Source organism: Streptacidiphilus sp. MAP12-20 (genome assembly GCF_041262525.1).
GTDB lineage: Bacteria > Actinomycetota > Actinomycetes > Streptomycetales > Streptomycetaceae > Streptacidiphilus.
This window is the reverse complement of sequence record NZ_JBGCCK010000004.1, coordinates 65,182-80,254: the sequence shown is the minus strand read 5'-3', so window position 1 is coordinate 80,254 and position 15,073 is coordinate 65,182. Positions and strand designations below refer to the sequence as shown.

General features: G+C 71.0%; 13 protein-coding genes. 3 read left to right on the top strand and 10 right to left on the bottom strand.

Annotation, left to right across the window (positions count from 1 at the left end; translation table 11 throughout):
- The first annotated feature begins 27 nt into the window (after positions 1-27).
- Entirely contained in the window at positions 28-498 is a 471-nt protein-coding gene (locus ABIA32_RS06505) for a hypothetical protein (RefSeq protein ID WP_370092890.1), read from the top strand.
- Here the strand turns inward: ABIA32_RS06505 and ABIA32_RS06500 are convergent.
- From ABIA32_RS06500 to ABIA32_RS06480, 5 genes are all read right to left on the bottom strand, one after another.
- Complete coding sequence (locus ABIA32_RS06500) at positions 401-1,195, bottom strand: hypothetical protein (RefSeq protein WP_370092889.1); 795 nt, start codon at positions 1,193-1,195, stop codon at positions 401-403. The genes ABIA32_RS06505 and ABIA32_RS06500 overlap by 98 nt on opposite strands.
- Before the next feature lie 77 nt (positions 1,196-1,272).
- Positions 1,273-1,872: a nucleoside triphosphate pyrophosphatase gene (locus ABIA32_RS06495; protein ID WP_370092888.1), complete on the bottom strand. Its 600-nt coding sequence runs from the start codon at positions 1,870-1,872 to the stop codon at positions 1,273-1,275.
- 50 nt (positions 1,873-1,922) lie between these two features.
- Positions 1,923-2,048, bottom strand: coding sequence for a morphogenic membrane protein MmpB (mmpB, locus tag ABIA32_RS06490; RefSeq protein ID WP_370092887.1), 126 nt, complete (start codon positions 2,046-2,048; stop codon positions 1,923-1,925).
- A gap of 74 nt (positions 2,049-2,122) precedes the next feature.
- On the bottom strand, positions 2,123-2,332 hold the full coding sequence (locus tag ABIA32_RS06485; RefSeq protein ID WP_370092886.1) for an acyl-CoA carboxylase epsilon subunit: 210 nt from the start codon (positions 2,330-2,332) through the stop codon (positions 2,123-2,125).
- Between the two features lie 36 nt (positions 2,333-2,368).
- Positions 2,369-3,964, bottom strand: coding sequence for an acyl-CoA carboxylase subunit beta (locus ABIA32_RS06480; RefSeq protein WP_370092885.1), 1,596 nt, complete (start codon positions 3,962-3,964; stop codon positions 2,369-2,371).
- 150 nt (positions 3,965-4,114) lie between these two features.
- Between ABIA32_RS06480 and ABIA32_RS06475 the strand changes: the two genes are divergently transcribed.
- Positions 4,115-4,978: a biotin--[acetyl-CoA-carboxylase] ligase gene (locus tag ABIA32_RS06475; protein ID WP_370092884.1), complete on the top strand. Its 864-nt coding sequence runs from the start codon at positions 4,115-4,117 to the stop codon at positions 4,976-4,978.
- 151 nt (positions 4,979-5,129) lie between these two features.
- Positions 5,130-6,266 (top strand): adenylate/guanylate cyclase domain-containing protein, encoded by a 1,137-nt coding sequence (locus ABIA32_RS06470; protein WP_370093154.1) that lies wholly within the window; start codon positions 5,130-5,132, stop codon positions 6,264-6,266.
- A 62-nt stretch (positions 6,267-6,328) separates the two neighbouring features.
- On the opposite strand, the gene ABIA32_RS06465 is transcribed toward ABIA32_RS06470, so the two are convergent.
- The 5 genes from ABIA32_RS06465 to ABIA32_RS06445 all read right to left on the bottom strand — a co-directional run bounded on the left by ABIA32_RS06465 (position 6,329) and on the right by ABIA32_RS06445 (position 15,044).
- Positions 6,329-9,178 (bottom strand): PKD domain-containing protein, encoded by a 2,850-nt coding sequence (locus tag ABIA32_RS06465; protein WP_370092883.1) that lies wholly within the window; start codon positions 9,176-9,178, stop codon positions 6,329-6,331.
- Positions 9,179-9,362: 184 nt separating this feature from the next.
- A complete protein-coding gene (locus ABIA32_RS06460; RefSeq protein WP_370092882.1) occupies positions 9,363-10,004 on the bottom strand; it encodes a DUF4291 domain-containing protein in 642 nt (213 codons plus the stop codon).
- On the bottom strand, positions 10,001-10,486 hold the full coding sequence (locus ABIA32_RS06455) for a hypothetical protein (RefSeq protein WP_370092881.1): 486 nt from the start codon (positions 10,484-10,486) through the stop codon (positions 10,001-10,003). Before ABIA32_RS06455 ends, ABIA32_RS06460 begins: the two co-directional genes overlap by 4 nt.
- A complete protein-coding gene (locus ABIA32_RS06450; RefSeq protein WP_370092880.1) occupies positions 10,483-14,307 on the bottom strand; it encodes a DUF6531 domain-containing protein in 3,825 nt (1,274 codons plus the stop codon). Before ABIA32_RS06450 ends, ABIA32_RS06455 begins: the two co-directional genes overlap by 4 nt.
- A gap of 14 nt (positions 14,308-14,321) precedes the next feature.
- A complete protein-coding gene (locus ABIA32_RS06445) occupies positions 14,322-15,044 on the bottom strand; it encodes a WXG100 family type VII secretion target (RefSeq protein ID WP_370092879.1) in 723 nt (240 codons plus the stop codon).
- Positions 15,045-15,073: the final 29 nt, after the last annotated feature.

Genomic DNA, 15,073 nt, shown 5'->3' with positions numbered 1-15,073 from the left:
TTGACTACTGCTCAGTAAGGTACGGCCATGCGGAGATGGACAGCGGTCGCGGCGATGGTCCTGCTGGTGCTGGAGGCGGGCGCCTCGCTGCTCTTCGCCCTGGTGATGGGCAAGGCAGCCAACTATCAGCACATGCGGCTGGGCGGCCTGCCGACGTCCGCGATAGCCAACGGCGCGTATGTGGGGCTCAGCATCCAGGCGGCCTTCCTGCTGCTGGTCGCGGCGATGCTGCTGCGCGTGGCGATCCGCGCCTCCCGGACGCCGGGCCGGCCGACCCGCCTCGCGGTGATCGCGGCGGCGGTCTTCCACGGGATCCTGGCGGCGTTGCTGCTCGCGATGTCGGGTGTGACGGCCTTCCTCGTCGTGGCGCTCACGTTGACCCTGCTCGTGCTGCAGCTGTTCATTCCGCCGAGTGACTCGAGTGGGCGGCCAGCGCCGACTCCGCCGCTGGCCCCGCCTCCGCCTCCGGCGGCGGAGCCTGCTGCGCCGCTCGCGTGACATCGGCCACCAGTTCGACGACGTCGGAACCGTAGTTGTCCGGCTGCAGCACCTTGAAAAGCAGCGCGAAGGTGGCGTCGGCCGGAAATTCGTGACTCAACTCACGGTAGCTGCGCGCGAGGTGGCGCACCCCGGCGAGGTTGGAGACCGCGGTCTGGCCGCAGACCAGAAAGGTCGGCTGCCGCTGCGTGCCGACGGCGATCCTGGCGAGCAGCACGTAGTCGGCGACGCCGGCCTCGCGCGGGTAGTGGTCGGTGCCGCCGACGACGAACTCGTTGAGCTTGGTGGTCTCCCACTCCGAGTGGTGCGTGAAGCCGGGCAGCTTCAACCGCAGGTGCGCGGCGGTGCGCTCGTTGGTGACCGGCCCGCCGATGCAGAACTCCGCGCGGTCGCCGATGCCCTGCCGGATCTGGTTGGCGGGCTTCACCGCGTACTGCGCGCCGCACTCGTGGGCGAGAGCGGAGAGCTCCATCAGCGCGTAGACGTCGCTCTGGGCGACGATCCGGTCCAGGTCGTTGGAGCCGGCCTTGCGCGGGACGACGAGCAGCGCCTCATTGCCCGGGTGCATGCCGAAGAACGCGCGCCTGCGTTCCAGCCGCCGACGGCGCAGCAGCGCCTGCAGCGACCAGGCGAGGACGGCGCTGAACGCGCTGGAGAGCACGCCGAGCACGATGTTCCATATGTCGCCGCTGTTCATTGCTGTGCCCCCGACGTCGGCTTGAGACCTCGTCAGAGAGCATGCTGCACCGGACGGCTGCGGCTCAAGTGGGGGGCTCAAGCCCACAGGTCGGTGATCCGCACGCCGACCTGAGCGAGCAGCGTCCGCAGCAGCGGCAGGGAGAGGCCGATGACGTTGCCGTGGTCGCCGTCGATCCCTTCGAGGAACGGCGCCGAGCGGCCGTCGAGCGTGAACGCCCCGGCGACGTGGAGGGGCTCGCCGGAGGCGATGTAGGCGTCGATCTCGGCGTCGTCGGGGGTGCCGAAGCGCACCGTCGTGGACGCGGTCGCGGAGGCTCGCGCGCCGGTGCGGACGTCGATGACGCAGTGGCCGGTCTGCAGCACCCCGCTGCGGCCGCGCATGGCGTGCCAGCGCGCCCGCGCCTCCGCTGCGTCGGCGGGCTTGCCGAGGGCCTGCCCGTCCAGCTCCAGCACGGAGTCGCAGCCGACCACGAGCTCGTCGTCGCCCAGCTGCCCGGCGACGGCCGCGGCTTTCGCCTCGGCGAGCACCAGGGCCAGCTCGCCCGGGGTGGGCGCGGTGAGCGCGTCCTCGTCGACGCCGCTGACGATCACCTTCGGGTCCAGCCCGGCCTGCCGCAGCAGGCCCAGCCGGGCGGGGGAGGCGGAGGCGAGGACGAGAGTGCGCTTGTCGGTCATGGGGATCAGGTTAATGCCGGGGCAGGAAGCCGCCTGGCCCTGCCCGCGCGTCAGACCATGACGACGATCAGCGCGAGCGAGGCGCAGATCGCGATCAGGATCCCCACCCGACGGAGCAGTTCGCCGAGGCGCTGTGCTTCCGACGGGGTGTCGTCGGGTGGGTCGGACCAGAGCATGTCTCAACTGTGCGTCGAGAACCTCGCGGGTCGCATGAGTATCCCTACTCAAATCGGGCGTCGGCGCCTGGCGTTCAGCGTCCGGCCCAGGTCGAGGTGCGCCAGGCCTGAGGGGCTGGGCGCGGCATCCGCCGCATCGCGGCGGCGCGGTCGCGCCAGACGCCCGCGGGGGCGTCCTCGTGAGCGGCGGCGGGGCGGGCCGCCGCCCGGGCGGAGACCACCGCCAGGACGGCGGCGAGCTCCTCGGGGTTGGGCTGCCCGTGCAGCACGCGAATGGGGGCCATCAGGCCTGTTCCTTCCTGATCGAGCCGACGGGCGGACTACAGCGGGATGTTGCCGTGCTTCTTGGGCGGCAGCGACTCGCGCTTGTTGCGCAGCGCGCGCAGGCCCTTCACCACGTGCTGGCGGGTCTCGGACGGCAGGATCACCGCGTCGATGTAGCCGCGCTCGGCCGCCACGTACGGGTTGAGCAGGGTGTCCTCGTAGTCCTGCATCAGCTCGGCCCGGGTCGCCTCGGGGTCACTGGAGGCGGCCAGCGCGCTGCGGTGCAGGATGTTGACCGCGCCCTGCGCGCCCATGACGGCGATCTGCGCGGTCGGCCAGGCCAGGTTGAGGTCCGCGCCCAGGTGCTTGGAGCCCATGACGTCGTAGGCGCCGCCGAAGGCCTTGCGGGTGATGACCGTGATCAGCGGGACGGTCGCCTCCGCGTAGGCGTAGATCAGCTTCGCGCCGCGGCGGATGATGCCGTCCCACTCCTGGCCGGTGCCGGGCAGGAAGCCCGGGACGTCGACGAAGGTCAGCACCGGGATGTTGAACGCGTCGCAGGTCCGCACGAAGCGGGCGGCCTTCTCGCTGGCGTCGATGTCCAGGCAGCCGGCGAACTGCATCGGCTGGTTGGCGACGACGCCGACCGCGTGGCCCTCGACGCGGCCGAAGCCGGTCAGCATGTTCGGCGCGAACAGCTCCTGCGTCTCCAGGAACTCGCCGTCGTCGAGGACGTGCTCGATGACCTTGTGCATGTCGTACGGCTGGTTCGCCGAGTCCGGGATGATCGCGTCGAGCTCCTCATCCTCCGCGGTGGTGGCCAGGTCGGCCTCCTCCGGGAAGGAGGGCGGGTCCTCCAGGTTGTTGGAGGGCAGGTAGGAGAGGAGCGCCTTGACGTACTCGACGGCCTCCTTCTCGTCCGAGGCCATGTGGTGCGCCACGCCCGACTTGGAGTTGTGCGTGCGGGCGCCGCCCAGCTCCTCCATGCCGACGTCCTCACCGGTGACGGTCTTGATCACGTCGGGCCCGGTGATGAACATGTGCGAGGTCTGGTCGGCCATCACGATGAAGTCGGTGATCGCGGGGGAGTAGACCGCGCCGCCGGCGCAGGGGCCCATGATCAGCGAGATCTGCGGGATGACGCCGGAGGCCAGCACGTTGCGGCGGAAGATCTCGCCGTACAGGCCGAGCGAGGCCACGCCCTCCTGGATGCGCGCGCCGCCGGAGTCGTTGATGCCGACCATCGGGCAGCCGGTCTTCAGCGCGAAGTCCATCACCTTGACGATCTTCTCGCCGAAGACCTCGCCCAGGGAGCCGCCGAAGACGGTGAAGTCCTGCGCGAAGACCGCGACCTGACGGCCGTCGACGGTGCCGTAGCCGGTCACCACGCCGTCGCCGTAGGGGCGGTTCTTCTCCTGGCCGAAGTTGATGGAGCGGTGCCGCGCGAACTCGTCGAACTCGACGAAGGAGCCCTCGTCCAGCAGCTGACGCACCCGCTCACGGGCCGTCATCTTGCCCTTGGCGTGCTGCTTCTCCACGGCGCGTGCCGAGCCGGAGTGGACCGCCTCGTCAACGCGGCGGCGCAGATCGGCGATCTTGCCGGCGGTGGTGTGGATGTCCACGTCGGCGTTGGCGTGGTCAGCGGAGGACATGAGGGGGCGGCTCCCGTCAGGAGGGGTAGTGCCGCGCCGGGCCGGGGAGGCCTGCGCGCGCGGCACCAACGGGTGAGGTTTCCGATCAGTAGGTTAGCCACGACGGCCTGCCTCGGATACAGCGAGTGACACGGGTCATACGCTTGCGTCGTGAGTGAATCCCCGTGGAACGACCTCGACCGCCCGCCGCTGAGAGCCGCCCAGCTGAACCGCGACCCGGGGCGCCTCGGCGCGCTGTGGAACAGCCTGGTGGTGGTCGCTGAGACGGGCTCTACCAACAGCGATCTGGCGGAGCTGGCCGCGAAGGGCGCCCCGGAGGGCGCCGTGCTCATCGCCGAACTGCAGACGCACGGCAAGGGCCGGCTCGACCGGGCCTGGACCGCGCCCGCGCGCTCCGGGATCTTTCTCTCCGTGCTGCTCCGCCCGGGTGACGCGGGCGTGCCGCGGGACAACTGGAGCTGGCTGCCGCTGCTCGTCGGCGTGGCCGCGTCCAGCGCGCTGAGCCGGGCGGCGCAGACGCCGGTGCGGCTGAAGTGGCCGAACGACCTGCTGGTCGCTGTCGGCAGCGGCTCTGGAAAGCATGAGGAGCGCAAGCTCGGCGGCATCCTGACCGAGCTGTCCGACGACGGCCGGGCGGTGATCGCGGGCATCGGCGTCAACGTCAGCCTGCGGGAGGCGGAGCTGCCGGTGCCGACGGCGGCCTCGCTGCTGCTGGCGGGCGCGCCGGTGACGGACCGGGAGATCCTGCTGCGCGAGCTGCTGCGGACCTTCGCCGAGCTCTACGGGGAGTGGTGCGCCGACGGCGGCGACCCGGCCGCGACGCGGCTCCGCGACGCCTACCTGGACCAGTGCGCGACGATCGGCAAGCACGTGCGGGTGCTGCTGCCGGGCGACAAGCAGGTGGTCGGCGAGGCGGTGGACGTGGACGAACTGGGACGGCTGGTGCTGCGTGAGCCCAGTGGCGCGGAGCATGCCGTGAGTGCGGGCGACGTCATCCACGTGCGCGGGGCCTGAGCGCTGCGGCATCCCACGGGAAGGGGTTCGACCGGGGCGGATGTCCCGGAATGGCTCATTCCGTGCGAGTATCACTGGGCGAGGTGTGAGCAAGGACACGCCCCTCTCCTGCGTGGGACGGGCGCGTCGCGAGGACGGACGGGACGGACAGGTGGGCGACCGGGATCGGGAGCAGCACGGCGAGCAGGAGCACCGCGACTCGGTGGCGTTGCAACTGGAGCAGCTGATCCTCGACTCCGAGCGCCAGTACACCCCGTACCAGGCGGCGCGTGCCGCCGGCGTCTCGATGGAGCTGGCCTCCCGCTTCTGGCGGGCGATGGGCTTCGCCGACATCGGGCAGTCCCGGGCCCTGACCGAGTCGGACGTCATCGCGCTGCGGCGGCTGGCGGGCCTGGTCGAGGCCGGGCTGCTGAGCGAGCGGATGGCCGTCCAGGTGGCCCGCTCGACCGGGCAGACGACGGCGCGGCTGGCCGAGTGGCAGATCGACACCTTCCTCGAACACCTCACCGCCGCGTCCGAGCCGGGTCTGACCCGCGCGGAGGTCGCCTATCCGCTGGTCGAGCTGCTGCTGCCGGAGCTGGAGCAGTTCCTGATCTATGTGTGGCGGCGTCAGCTGGCCGCCGTGACCGGTCGGGTGGTCCAGGCCGAGAACGACGAGGAGATGCAGAGCGGGCGGCTGGCCGTCGGCTTCGCCGACCTGGTCGGCTTCACGCGGCTCTCACGTCGGCTGGAGGACGACGAGTTGGGCGAGCTGGTCGAGAACTTCGAGTCGACGTGCGCGGATCTGGTCGCCGGGCGGGGCGGCCGCCTGGTCAAGACCCTGGGCGACGAGATCCTGTTCGTCGCGGACGAGGCGGCGACGGCGGCGGACATCTCCCTCGCGCTCGTGGAAACCCTCGGCAAGGACGACTCGATGCCCGCGCTGCGCGTCGGCATGGCCTTCGGGGCGGTCACGACGCGCATGGGCGACGTCTTCGGCACGACGGTCAACCTCGCCTCCCGCCTCACCTCCATCGCCCCGAAGGACGCGGTCCTCTGCGACGAGGAACTCGCCGCCGCCCTCGAACGCGAAGGCGCGGTCCCCCCGGCGGAGCCGTCGGGCGCGGACGCCCTGCAGACCATCTCCTCGGTGGGCGTGGCCCCCCTGGAGGACCACGTCCAGCTCCCGCTCCCGGACGCGGAGTACCGCTTCGCCCTCCAGCCGATGTGGCGCCGCCCCGTCCGCGGCCTGGGCCTGGTCGAGCCCTGGCTGCTGTCCCGCCGGATGCCGGGCAGTCACACCTCGTAAAGGTGACGCCCGGCCGGGAAACGAACCCCGACCGGGCGCCTGTCCGAACTGTTCGCCGGCTGTCAGCCGAGGTAGTAGCCCTCGACGTCGGCCGCGACATTGACGCTGCCGCTCGCGTTGTAGACGTCGATCGCGCCGTCGGAGCCGACCGGGACCAGGGCCAGACCGGCCTGGATCGCCCCGGGGCTCAGGTTGAGGTTGGAGGCGCCGGGCGCGGGTGGGCCGTCGGCGTAGACCGAGAGCCAGGTCGACCCGGTCGGGGCGATGCCGGTCAGGTTGACCAGGACCGCCTTCACCCCCGCGGGGATGCCGTGCACGCCCGCGACCTGCACCGTGTCGACGGCCGCCGCGCCGAGCGGGGCCTTGGGCGCGCCGAGGCCGGTCCGGGTGTCCAGCACCCGCATCGGGGCCACCGGGAAGTACGGCCGGCCCGTCGGGCCGAACGGCGGCGCGGTGTAGGAGCTGTCGAGCACGTAGCCCTGCAGGTCCGCCACCAGGTCCACGGACCCGGCCGCGTTGTAGAGCGTGACCTGGTTCCCGGCACCGACCGGCACCACGACCTGGTTCGCGTCCGTCTGGCCCGCGCCGACGTTGAGCACCGAGGTGGTCGGTGGCGCGGAGGACGACTGCACCGCGATGAAGGTCGAGCTGGTCGCGTCGGTCACGGTCACGTTGAGGACCACGGCCGAGTCGCCGCCCCACATGGCCGGGACGGTGAAGGTGACCGTCCCGCCCGGGCCGACCTTCTGGGTGGGCACGCCCACGTCGTGACGGGTGTCCAGCACTCGCGTGGACGCGACCGCCGCGACGAGGCCCGGAGCGTTGGCCGTACCGGTCACGTTGCCGGTGGTGTAGTAGCCCTCCACGTCGGCGACCAGGTCGACCGACCCTGCCGCGTTGTACAGGTCCACGTAACCGTCGGCCCCGACGGTCGCCGTCACCAGGTTCGGCATCACCTGCCCGCGCACCAGGTTGAGGTTGGACGCGGTCGGTGTCCGGGTTCCGTCCGGGTACGCGGCCACCCAGGTGCTGCCGGTGGCGTCGACACCGGTCAGGTTCAGCACCACTGCCGTCACGCCGGACGTCGGAATCCCGCCGACGCCCGCCACCTTGAGCCGGACCACCCCCTGCGGGCCGAGCTTGGCCCTGGGTGCGCCGGTGCCGGTGCGGGTGTCGAGGATCCGGAACGGAGCGACGGGTACCAGGGAGCTGCCGACGCTGACCGTGCCCGCCGTGGTGGCGCTGTTCCCTCCGGCGTCGTGGACCGTCACCGTCACCGGGTAGGTGCCGGGCTTGCCGTAGGTGCGGACGGCCTGCGCGCCGGCGTCCACGGTCTGTGCGGCGGAGCCGTCACCGAAGTCGTAGGTGCAGGTGGTGAGCGACCAGGAGTCCGTGCTGCTCCAGCAGTTCGCCTGGGCGGTGAGGGCCGGGGACGGCGTCTGCGCCACGTGGAGCAGGGGGACGAGCGGTGCCGGGGCAACGGCCTGCACGCTGGTGGTCCCGGTGAACGTGGCTCCGGTCGCCGCGGTGGCCGTGACGCGGACGGTGTACGTGCCGGTCGCGGTGAAGGTGTGCGGCACCGACGCTGTCGCGGCCGACACGGTCGGGGTGCCGTCGCCGAAGTCGAAGGTGTAGCCGGTGATGTGCGTGTTCCAGGGGTTCGACTCGGTGACCCCGAAGGTCTCGGCGAGCGGCACCGGACCCCTCCACGCGGGGGCCGTCGGCCGGACCGTGTACGGGTCCTGGTACTCGTAGGCGCCGCGGTCGTAGTAGCCGACGCCGGTACCGGCGTTGGTCACGAGCGGGTCGTCGACCCGCGCGAGGCCGTTCAGGTCCGTGGGCAGCTCGTCCGGTGCGTTCGCGTCGGCGGAGTCGATCAGCGGCGCGGCCAGTTGGTCGGCCGGCGTCATGCTGGTGAGGGTGAGCCCGTTGTCGTGCGCCGCGGCCTGGGCCGCGGCCGCGTGCAGCGCGGCGGCGGTGGCGTACGCGGTGCCGCCCCAGGAGTATCGCGCGTCGGTCGAGGCGGTCTCGACGGTGTTGTAGTCCCAGGTGGTGCCGGCGAGGGAACCGGAGGAGACCGAGACGGGGACGGAGACCGGCGTGTTGCCGCAACCGGGTCCGAAGCCGGTGCGGAACGCGTTGTTCTCGACGGTCGAGCCCGTCGAACTGCCGCTGACGTCAAGCGCGGTGGGGCAACCGGTCATCGCGTTGACCAGGTTGCTGACGATCACGGTCCCAGGCGCGCTCTGGACCGACACCCCGGGACCGGACCCGAAGGTGATCGCGTCCGTGGTGAGCACGGTCCCCCGCGCCCCGGGCGCGACGGATACCGCGACCCCCTGCTCGGGCCCGCTGACGGTGGAGCGACGCAGCACGAAGCCGCTGCTCTTCCCGTCCACGCTGACCGCCGGCGAAGGGTTGTTGAACGGTGACTGCCGGACCTGGCTCGATTCCAGCACCGTGTCGACGGACCCGGTCACGGCGACCGTGGGCGACCCGGTGACTCCGTCACCGATGGTGAAGCCGTGCACGACCACGTCCTGCACGCGGTCGAAGGCGAGCGCGGGCACGCGGCTACCGGATCCCGCGACGATGCTGCTCTGCCCCGGGCCCGAGGCGGTGACGGTGATCGGCGCGGTGGCCGTCCCGGACGTCTTGACGTCGACGGGCGCGTAGCGGCCGGGCGCGACCAGCACGGCCGTCCCGGGCAGCGCCGCGGCCACGGCGGCCTGGATTCCGCAGTACGGCTGCGCCGCGGTCCCCGCCCCCGGGGCGGTGTCCGAACAGTTCGCCGTCGCAGCGTCGTTGACGTACAGCGTGCTGCCGGCCGCCACCGCGCTCGTCGGCAGGGCCGCCGCCACCACTCCGACGACGACAGCGGCGGCGACTGCCGCGGTTCTTCGATTCAGCATGGGTCCCCGAACCATCGAGACGATTGATGAGAACAACTGAGCGGCCACATCATGGCGGTTGCCGGGCCTGCGCAGGTGCCGGGGCGAGAAAAAAGTCGCTCAGCCGTTGCACACCGGCGACCGGGCGAGCGCCATCGCCGACCCGAGCCGAACGGATGACCTGGTCACAGGCTGCGGCTCAGAGTCACGCCTGCTGCCCTCCGCTGCCGCCGATACGCTCCCGCAGATGCTCGGGGAGCGGGTACGGCGTCTCGGCCGGGATCAGGGCGTCGGCGGCGGCGACCTGCCGGTCGCGGACCAGGGCGTGGGTCTCGTGGGCGAGTGCGGTGACATCCGTGATGCCGAGGATCCAGTCGTCGACGTAGCGGTGGACGGCTTCGCCGGTGAGGCCGATCTGGACGGCGCGGTGGGGGAGCTCCTGCTGATTGGTGGAGCGCTCCGGGTCCCACTGAAGACGGACCGGGCTCTGCTTGAGCAGCGCCTTCCACTCGGCGGCGGAGGCGTGCTGCTCCCGGTCGTAGTGGCTCAGGCAGGAGTGCGCGAGCGCCCACTCGAAGCCTTCCCGGCTGATCCGCACCGCCAGCACCCGCTCCTGGCCGGGCTTGGTGCCCCAGCCGGAGCGGTACATCATCCAGCGGAACGACGGCTTGATCCACGTCATCCGCTCCCGCTTGAACGGCGCGACGAAGCGGCCGGCCGCGAGCGCGGGGTCCGCGATCTCGAGCGGGTACGCCTGGTAGACGGTCAGGCCCTGTGCGTCGTGGTCAGCACGGATCTGGCGGAGTGGTGTCGGGGCGGTCGTCAGTGTCGGCTTCTCGTGCTTCACCCGAGCGCCACGGAGAAGACGTCGCCACCGCCGGGCCGGTGATGGCGTTCCTCCGGGCCGTCCACCACCAGGACGGACACCCTCGTGTCGATCGACCGGTACTCGACGTATCCCGTCTGATCGCGGCTGACCCGTAGCCCCGGGGCGACCGGGAGGCGTGAGAGCGACCTCTCCACGTCCTCCCAGGTCAGGTACTCCGGAAAATCGACTCCCTGGATCCGGCGCCACTCCTCCTGCAACGCGGGGTCAGTGGCAAGTCGGTGGACCTCCACGGACGCTCCGACCACCACCCATTCCGGTCCGCCGTTGAAGAAGAACTCAACGAGGCCGTAGTCCCTGCGCAACGAGAGCCCCTCGTCGTCCTCGTCGTCGACGCAGTCGAGTGGGAACGCCGACTCGACGTCGGCAACCGGCGATCCGAAGCCGATCCCTCTGATCCGGCCCGATGCGACCATCTCCGCAATGAGGTCCGATCCCTTCACGGGGTGCCCTTCAGGAAGTCGATCAGTGCTTGCATCTCGTCGGCCCGGTTCTTCGTGTTGCCCCAATTGTGGTCCTTCATATGTTCCTGGGCCGACTTCGCCTTGGCCAGTAGATCAGCCCGGATGCTCGGATCCGAGTTCACGAGATCCACGGCTGTGCGCACGCTCCTGGGCGAGGCCGTGCCGGTCCTCAGCCGGATCGGCTCTCCCACGACTTCCCCGTCAACCATGTGGACGCGCACCTCGTCCGACCCCACATGGATGTGCGCGCCCTTGGTGGCCCAGTCCGAGGCCACCGGGGAGACATGGGGCTTGTCCGCCCCCTTGCCCGCGCCCCTGCCACGCGGGTGCGGTGACAGTCCCAGCGGGTCGGTCCACGTGTGGGGATTCCGTACGTAGGTGTGCGGGTTGGGGGCGGGAAGCAGGCCGAACGGATCAGGGGTGGTGTAGCGGGCAGTCTCCGGGTCGTAGTAGCGGTTGACGTTGTAGTGGAGTCGGGTTTCCGGGTCGAAGTACTGGCCGGGGAAGCGCAGCGGGGTGTAGCCAGTGCTGTCGGCAGGCCAGCTGGTGTTGCCCCAGAGGGTCGTGGTCGCGCGCCAGGCCACGCTCGAGGTGGCGGGGTCCAGGAGTTCTGTGGGAGTGCCGACCAGGTCGGTGACGATGGCGAAGAATCGCCGGTCGACGCGCTCCTGTTCGGAGACGGTGACGGTCTCGGTCTGGCTGAGTGGCACGAACCCCTGGTGGTCCCAACTGATGGTGTGGGGGCCGGGGAGGTAGGGAGCGTGGGTGGTCTGCTCGGCGAGGACCGGACCGTCCCAGGTGAAGTCGGTGCGTTCCACCACGGTGGCGCCATCCGCGCCCAGGCGGAGCTTGGCGGTGCGGCGGCCGAGGGGATCGTAGGTGTAGTGCCAGACCGTGCCGTCCGGGGTGGTGACAGCCGAGAGCCGGCCCTCCGCGCTCCAGGTGAAGCGCCAGGTGTCAGGCCGACGGGAGAGGCGGGTGACCTGGCGCAGGATCACGCGTCCGGCTGCGTCGTGTTCGTACCGGATCCGACCGGCCGTGGTGAGGCGCGTGCCGATGTACTCACGTGGGCCCTCGGCGGCGCGGGTCGCGGCAGTCGAGGGCCAGCGGGCGTCGGTGACGTCACCGGCCGGGTCGTAGGCGTAGGACTCGTTCCACCTGTCGGCACGGACGCGGACGACCCGACCGACAGTGTCGAGGTCGAAGGCGCGGTCGCCGCCGAGCTGGTCACGGACGCCGAGAAGACTGCCGTCGGCCTGCCAGCTGTATCGGCGCTGCTGGAGCAACTGATCGCGGCCCGGGGAGGTGGATCTGACCGTCTGGCCGGTGGTTCGGCCCACGGGGTCCCAAGCGGTACTGAGCGTCAACTCCGGCCCGAGGACACGTTCGAGCTCACGTCCGGCCTCGTCGTGGTGGAAGTCGAGAGACCCGCCACTGGACCGGAGGTGGATGGGGCGACCGGCGTCGTCGTAGGTCCTCTCGGTGCGGTGCCCCGAGGGGGTGGTTCGGCTGACAGGGCGTCCGAGCGAGTCCCTGGTGTAGCTGAGGGTGCGGCCGTCGACCGTCTCTGTCAGCAGGTTGCCCATCAGATCGTAGCCGCGGGTCAGTCTTGAGCTGGGGGACGAGGCGGTGACCAGCTTTCCGGCCAGGTCGTAACCGAAGGCGGTTCGGATGCTGTCGCAGTCCTCGGCGGTGACCCGGCCGAGCACGTCGTGGCTGTACGAGAGAGTCTGGCCCGCCGCGTTGACGACGGTCTGCGGCTGGCCGGCGGCGTCGAGGAGGTAACGAGACGTTCGATTGTCGAAGTCGGACTCGGCGACCAGTCGACCGGCCTGGTCGTAGGTGTAGTCCCAGGTGCGGCCCATCGGGTCGGTGACGGCGACGAGTTGCAGGTGCGGATCATGCGTGAAAGCGATCCGGGCGCCGTCGGGAGTGATCCGGGCCGCGAGAGTCTCGAAGTGGGTGTACTCGAAGCGGGTGATCCGCCCGACTTGGTCGGTGTGGCTCAGCCGGTTGCCCTCGCCGTCATACGTCCAGGTCTCCACCTCCCCGTCCGGAGTGGTGCGCGACGCGACGAGGCCTTCGACGGTCCACGTGGATTCGGTCGCGTGCCCCAGCGGGTCCGTCACGCGGACGACGCGGCCGAAGGCATCGCGGCTCAGTCGGGTGACGGCGCCCGTCGGATCGGCCAAGTCCTCGAGCAATCCGGCGCTGTCGCAGACCACACGCGCGGTGTGTCCCAGCGCGTCCGTGACGGCGGCGAGGTGGCCGTGCTCGTCGTACGAGTACCGGGTGACTGCGCCGAGCGGGTCGGTCACCGAGGTGCGGCGGCCCGCCGCGTCGTAGGTCTGCAGCCACGCGGCCCCGCCCGGCTCGACGATCCGGGTTGGGAGGCTGAGCTCGCCCGCGTACTCCGCCGTCGTCCGTTCGCCGTCGGGGCGGACGACCGCGACGAGATCGCCCGCGCCGTCGTACTCGTAGCGGGTGGTGCGGCCGAGGGGATCGGTTTCGGCGAGGAGGCGGTCGAAGGGGTCGCGCTCGTAGTGGGTGGTGTTGCCGAGCGGGTCGACGACGGCGATGACCTGGTGCTGGGGGTTGATGTGATAGCGGGTGCTGTGGCCCAGCGCGTTGGTCTCGGTGTGGACGCGGAGGCCGGTGGCCGGGTCGGGCTCGCCGTAGTGGAACGTGAAGCGCAGCGAACCGTCCTCGCCGCCCTCGTCCACTACTCGACCGAGAGTGTCGTAGACGTACCAGTAGCGGCTGTTGTTGCGGTCGGTCCAGGACGTGATCCGGTCCCAGGCGTCGTAGGCGAAGCGCATCGGCAGGCCGGAGGAGTTGTAGACCTCCGTGAGGTTGCCGCCTTCGTCGTAGCCGTAGCGCAGCAGTTCCTGGTCGCCGCCGTCGGCGGCCGCGCGGGCCAGCAGCAGCGAGGTGATCCGGCCGGACTCCGTCGTCACCAGGAGGCGGTAGCCGCCGGAGTGCTGAATGGCGAGCGGGGCGCCCGCGCCGTCGTACTCGAAGTCGTAGTGGCGGCCTGAGCGGTCGCGGACGCGGGTGAGCAGGGCGGTCGCCCCTCCCCCAGCCTCCGGCCGGGAGGTGCCCCCTGGCTGCGTCGTGAACTCGCGGACCAGGCCGGTGCCCGGCTCGGTGAGGGTGTAGCAGCGGGCGCGGGCGTCGACGTCCAGGAAGCGGCGGTCGCCCGCCGAGGCCTGGACCGGCTCGCCGGGCTCCGGGTGCGGGTAGGCCTGGGTGACGCGGTCGGCGCGGATGTGGACGATGCCCTCGGCGTCGATCTCCAGCCGTTCGTCGAAGGTGCAGACCCAGCGCCGACCCATCCAGCGGCCGGCCCGGTAGCCGGACTCGAAGCTGCGGGTGAAGAGCAGGGGCAGCGAGCCCGGCAGCGAGGCGTCCGTCTGGTCGATGTACATCCGCCCGGTCGCCATGTCGACCGGCTCGCCGCCGCCGCAGACGGCGTCCTCGCCGCGGCCCGCGTCGTGCGGGTCCTTGACCTGCTCGCGTCCGGCGCCGTGCGGGGCGCCGCCCTCGCCGCCGGGGTGGCCACCGCCTCCGGCGCCGCCCGCGTGGGGGTCGTGGGCGCCGGTCGCGCCCGGGTGTTCGGTGGACTTGGCGAGGTCCTCGACCGTCTTGGCCTCGTTCTCGGCCGCGTGGTCGGCTGCCTTGGTCGCGCCGTGCTCGGTGTCCTTGAGGATGGAGTGGTAGGCCTTGGTGAAGTCCTGGGCCAGGCCCTGCTCGGCCTTCCTTGCGGCGTCCTCGACCGCGTGGGCGATCTGCTTGCTCACGGCGCGAGCCCCCCTTATTCGAAGCTCATGCCGGCGAGCTTGCCGGTCAGCGCCTGGGCGTGGCCCTGGACGGTCTCCGCGTGGACGGCGAAGAGCTGGGCGTGGGTGCGGAGGTTGTCCGGGTGGATCATGAAGCCGTCGCCGGGGCCGTTGCCGGTGACGCCGAGCATGTCCTCCAGCGCGGAGTAGCTCATCCCGGCCACCGCCTTCTCGACCACGCCGAGCAGCGGTGTCAGCGCCGCCTCGACGATCTGGGCGATGATGTACTGGATCAGCTGCTGCTCCATGAAGTCCACGGCCGTCTCGGCCGCCTTGACGATCAGCGCCATCGCGGCCTCGGCGAGGCCGAAGGTGGCCACGGCCGCAGCCTGGTCGGCGACGAACGACACGGCCAGGGCGGTGAGTTCGGCGATGCAGTCCAGCTTCATGGCGACGATGTAGTCCGCGCCGACATCGAGTGCGTCGGCGAGGACGTGGCAGGCGTTGAGCAGTTCGCCCATGTGACCCTGGGAGAGGTGCGCCCACTTGGAGACCAGCAACTCGTAGGAGTTGCCCTGGTAGTGCTGGTTCATGGCCTGGACCGTGGATGTGGCCTGCTGGTGCGTGTCCTCGATGTTGTGTGCGAACTCGCGGACGTGCGAGGCGAATTCGCGGACCTTGTCCTCGTTGATCTGTGGCCAGTTCACCCCGATGAACTGCAGGAACGAGACGACTTCGCCAGGTAGCTCGATGGCCATCGTTTCCCCCGTGACCCCGGTGACTCTTT

What these genes read in the sequence shown, in the direction of transcription:
- ABIA32_RS06480 (WP_370092885.1), bottom strand. Translation starts at nt 3,964, where the DNA reads ATGTCCTCCGCTGACCACGCCAACGCCGACGTGGACATCCACACCACC.
- ABIA32_RS06485 (WP_370092886.1), bottom strand. Translation starts at nt 2,332, where the DNA reads ATGGCCCCCATTCGCGTGCTGCACGGGCAGCCCAACCCCGAGGAGCTC.
- mmpB (WP_370092887.1), bottom strand. Translation starts at nt 2,048, where the DNA reads ATGCTCTGGTCCGACCCACCCGACGACACCCCGTCGGAAGCACAGCGC.
- ABIA32_RS06465 (WP_370092883.1), bottom strand. Translation starts at nt 9,178, where the DNA reads ATGCTGAATCGAAGAACCGCGGCAGTCGCCGCCGCTGTCGTCGTCGGA.
- ABIA32_RS06505 (WP_370092890.1), top strand. Translation starts at nt 28, where the DNA reads ATGCGGAGATGGACAGCGGTCGCGGCGATGGTCCTGCTGGTGCTGGAG.
- ABIA32_RS06445 (WP_370092879.1), bottom strand. Translation starts at nt 15,044, where the DNA reads ATGGCCATCGAGCTACCTGGCGAAGTCGTCTCGTTCCTGCAGTTCATC.
- ABIA32_RS06500 (WP_370092889.1), bottom strand. Translation starts at nt 1,195, where the DNA reads ATGAACAGCGGCGACATATGGAACATCGTGCTCGGCGTGCTCTCCAGC.
- ABIA32_RS06495 (WP_370092888.1), bottom strand. Translation starts at nt 1,872, where the DNA reads ATGACCGACAAGCGCACTCTCGTCCTCGCCTCCGCCTCCCCCGCCCGG.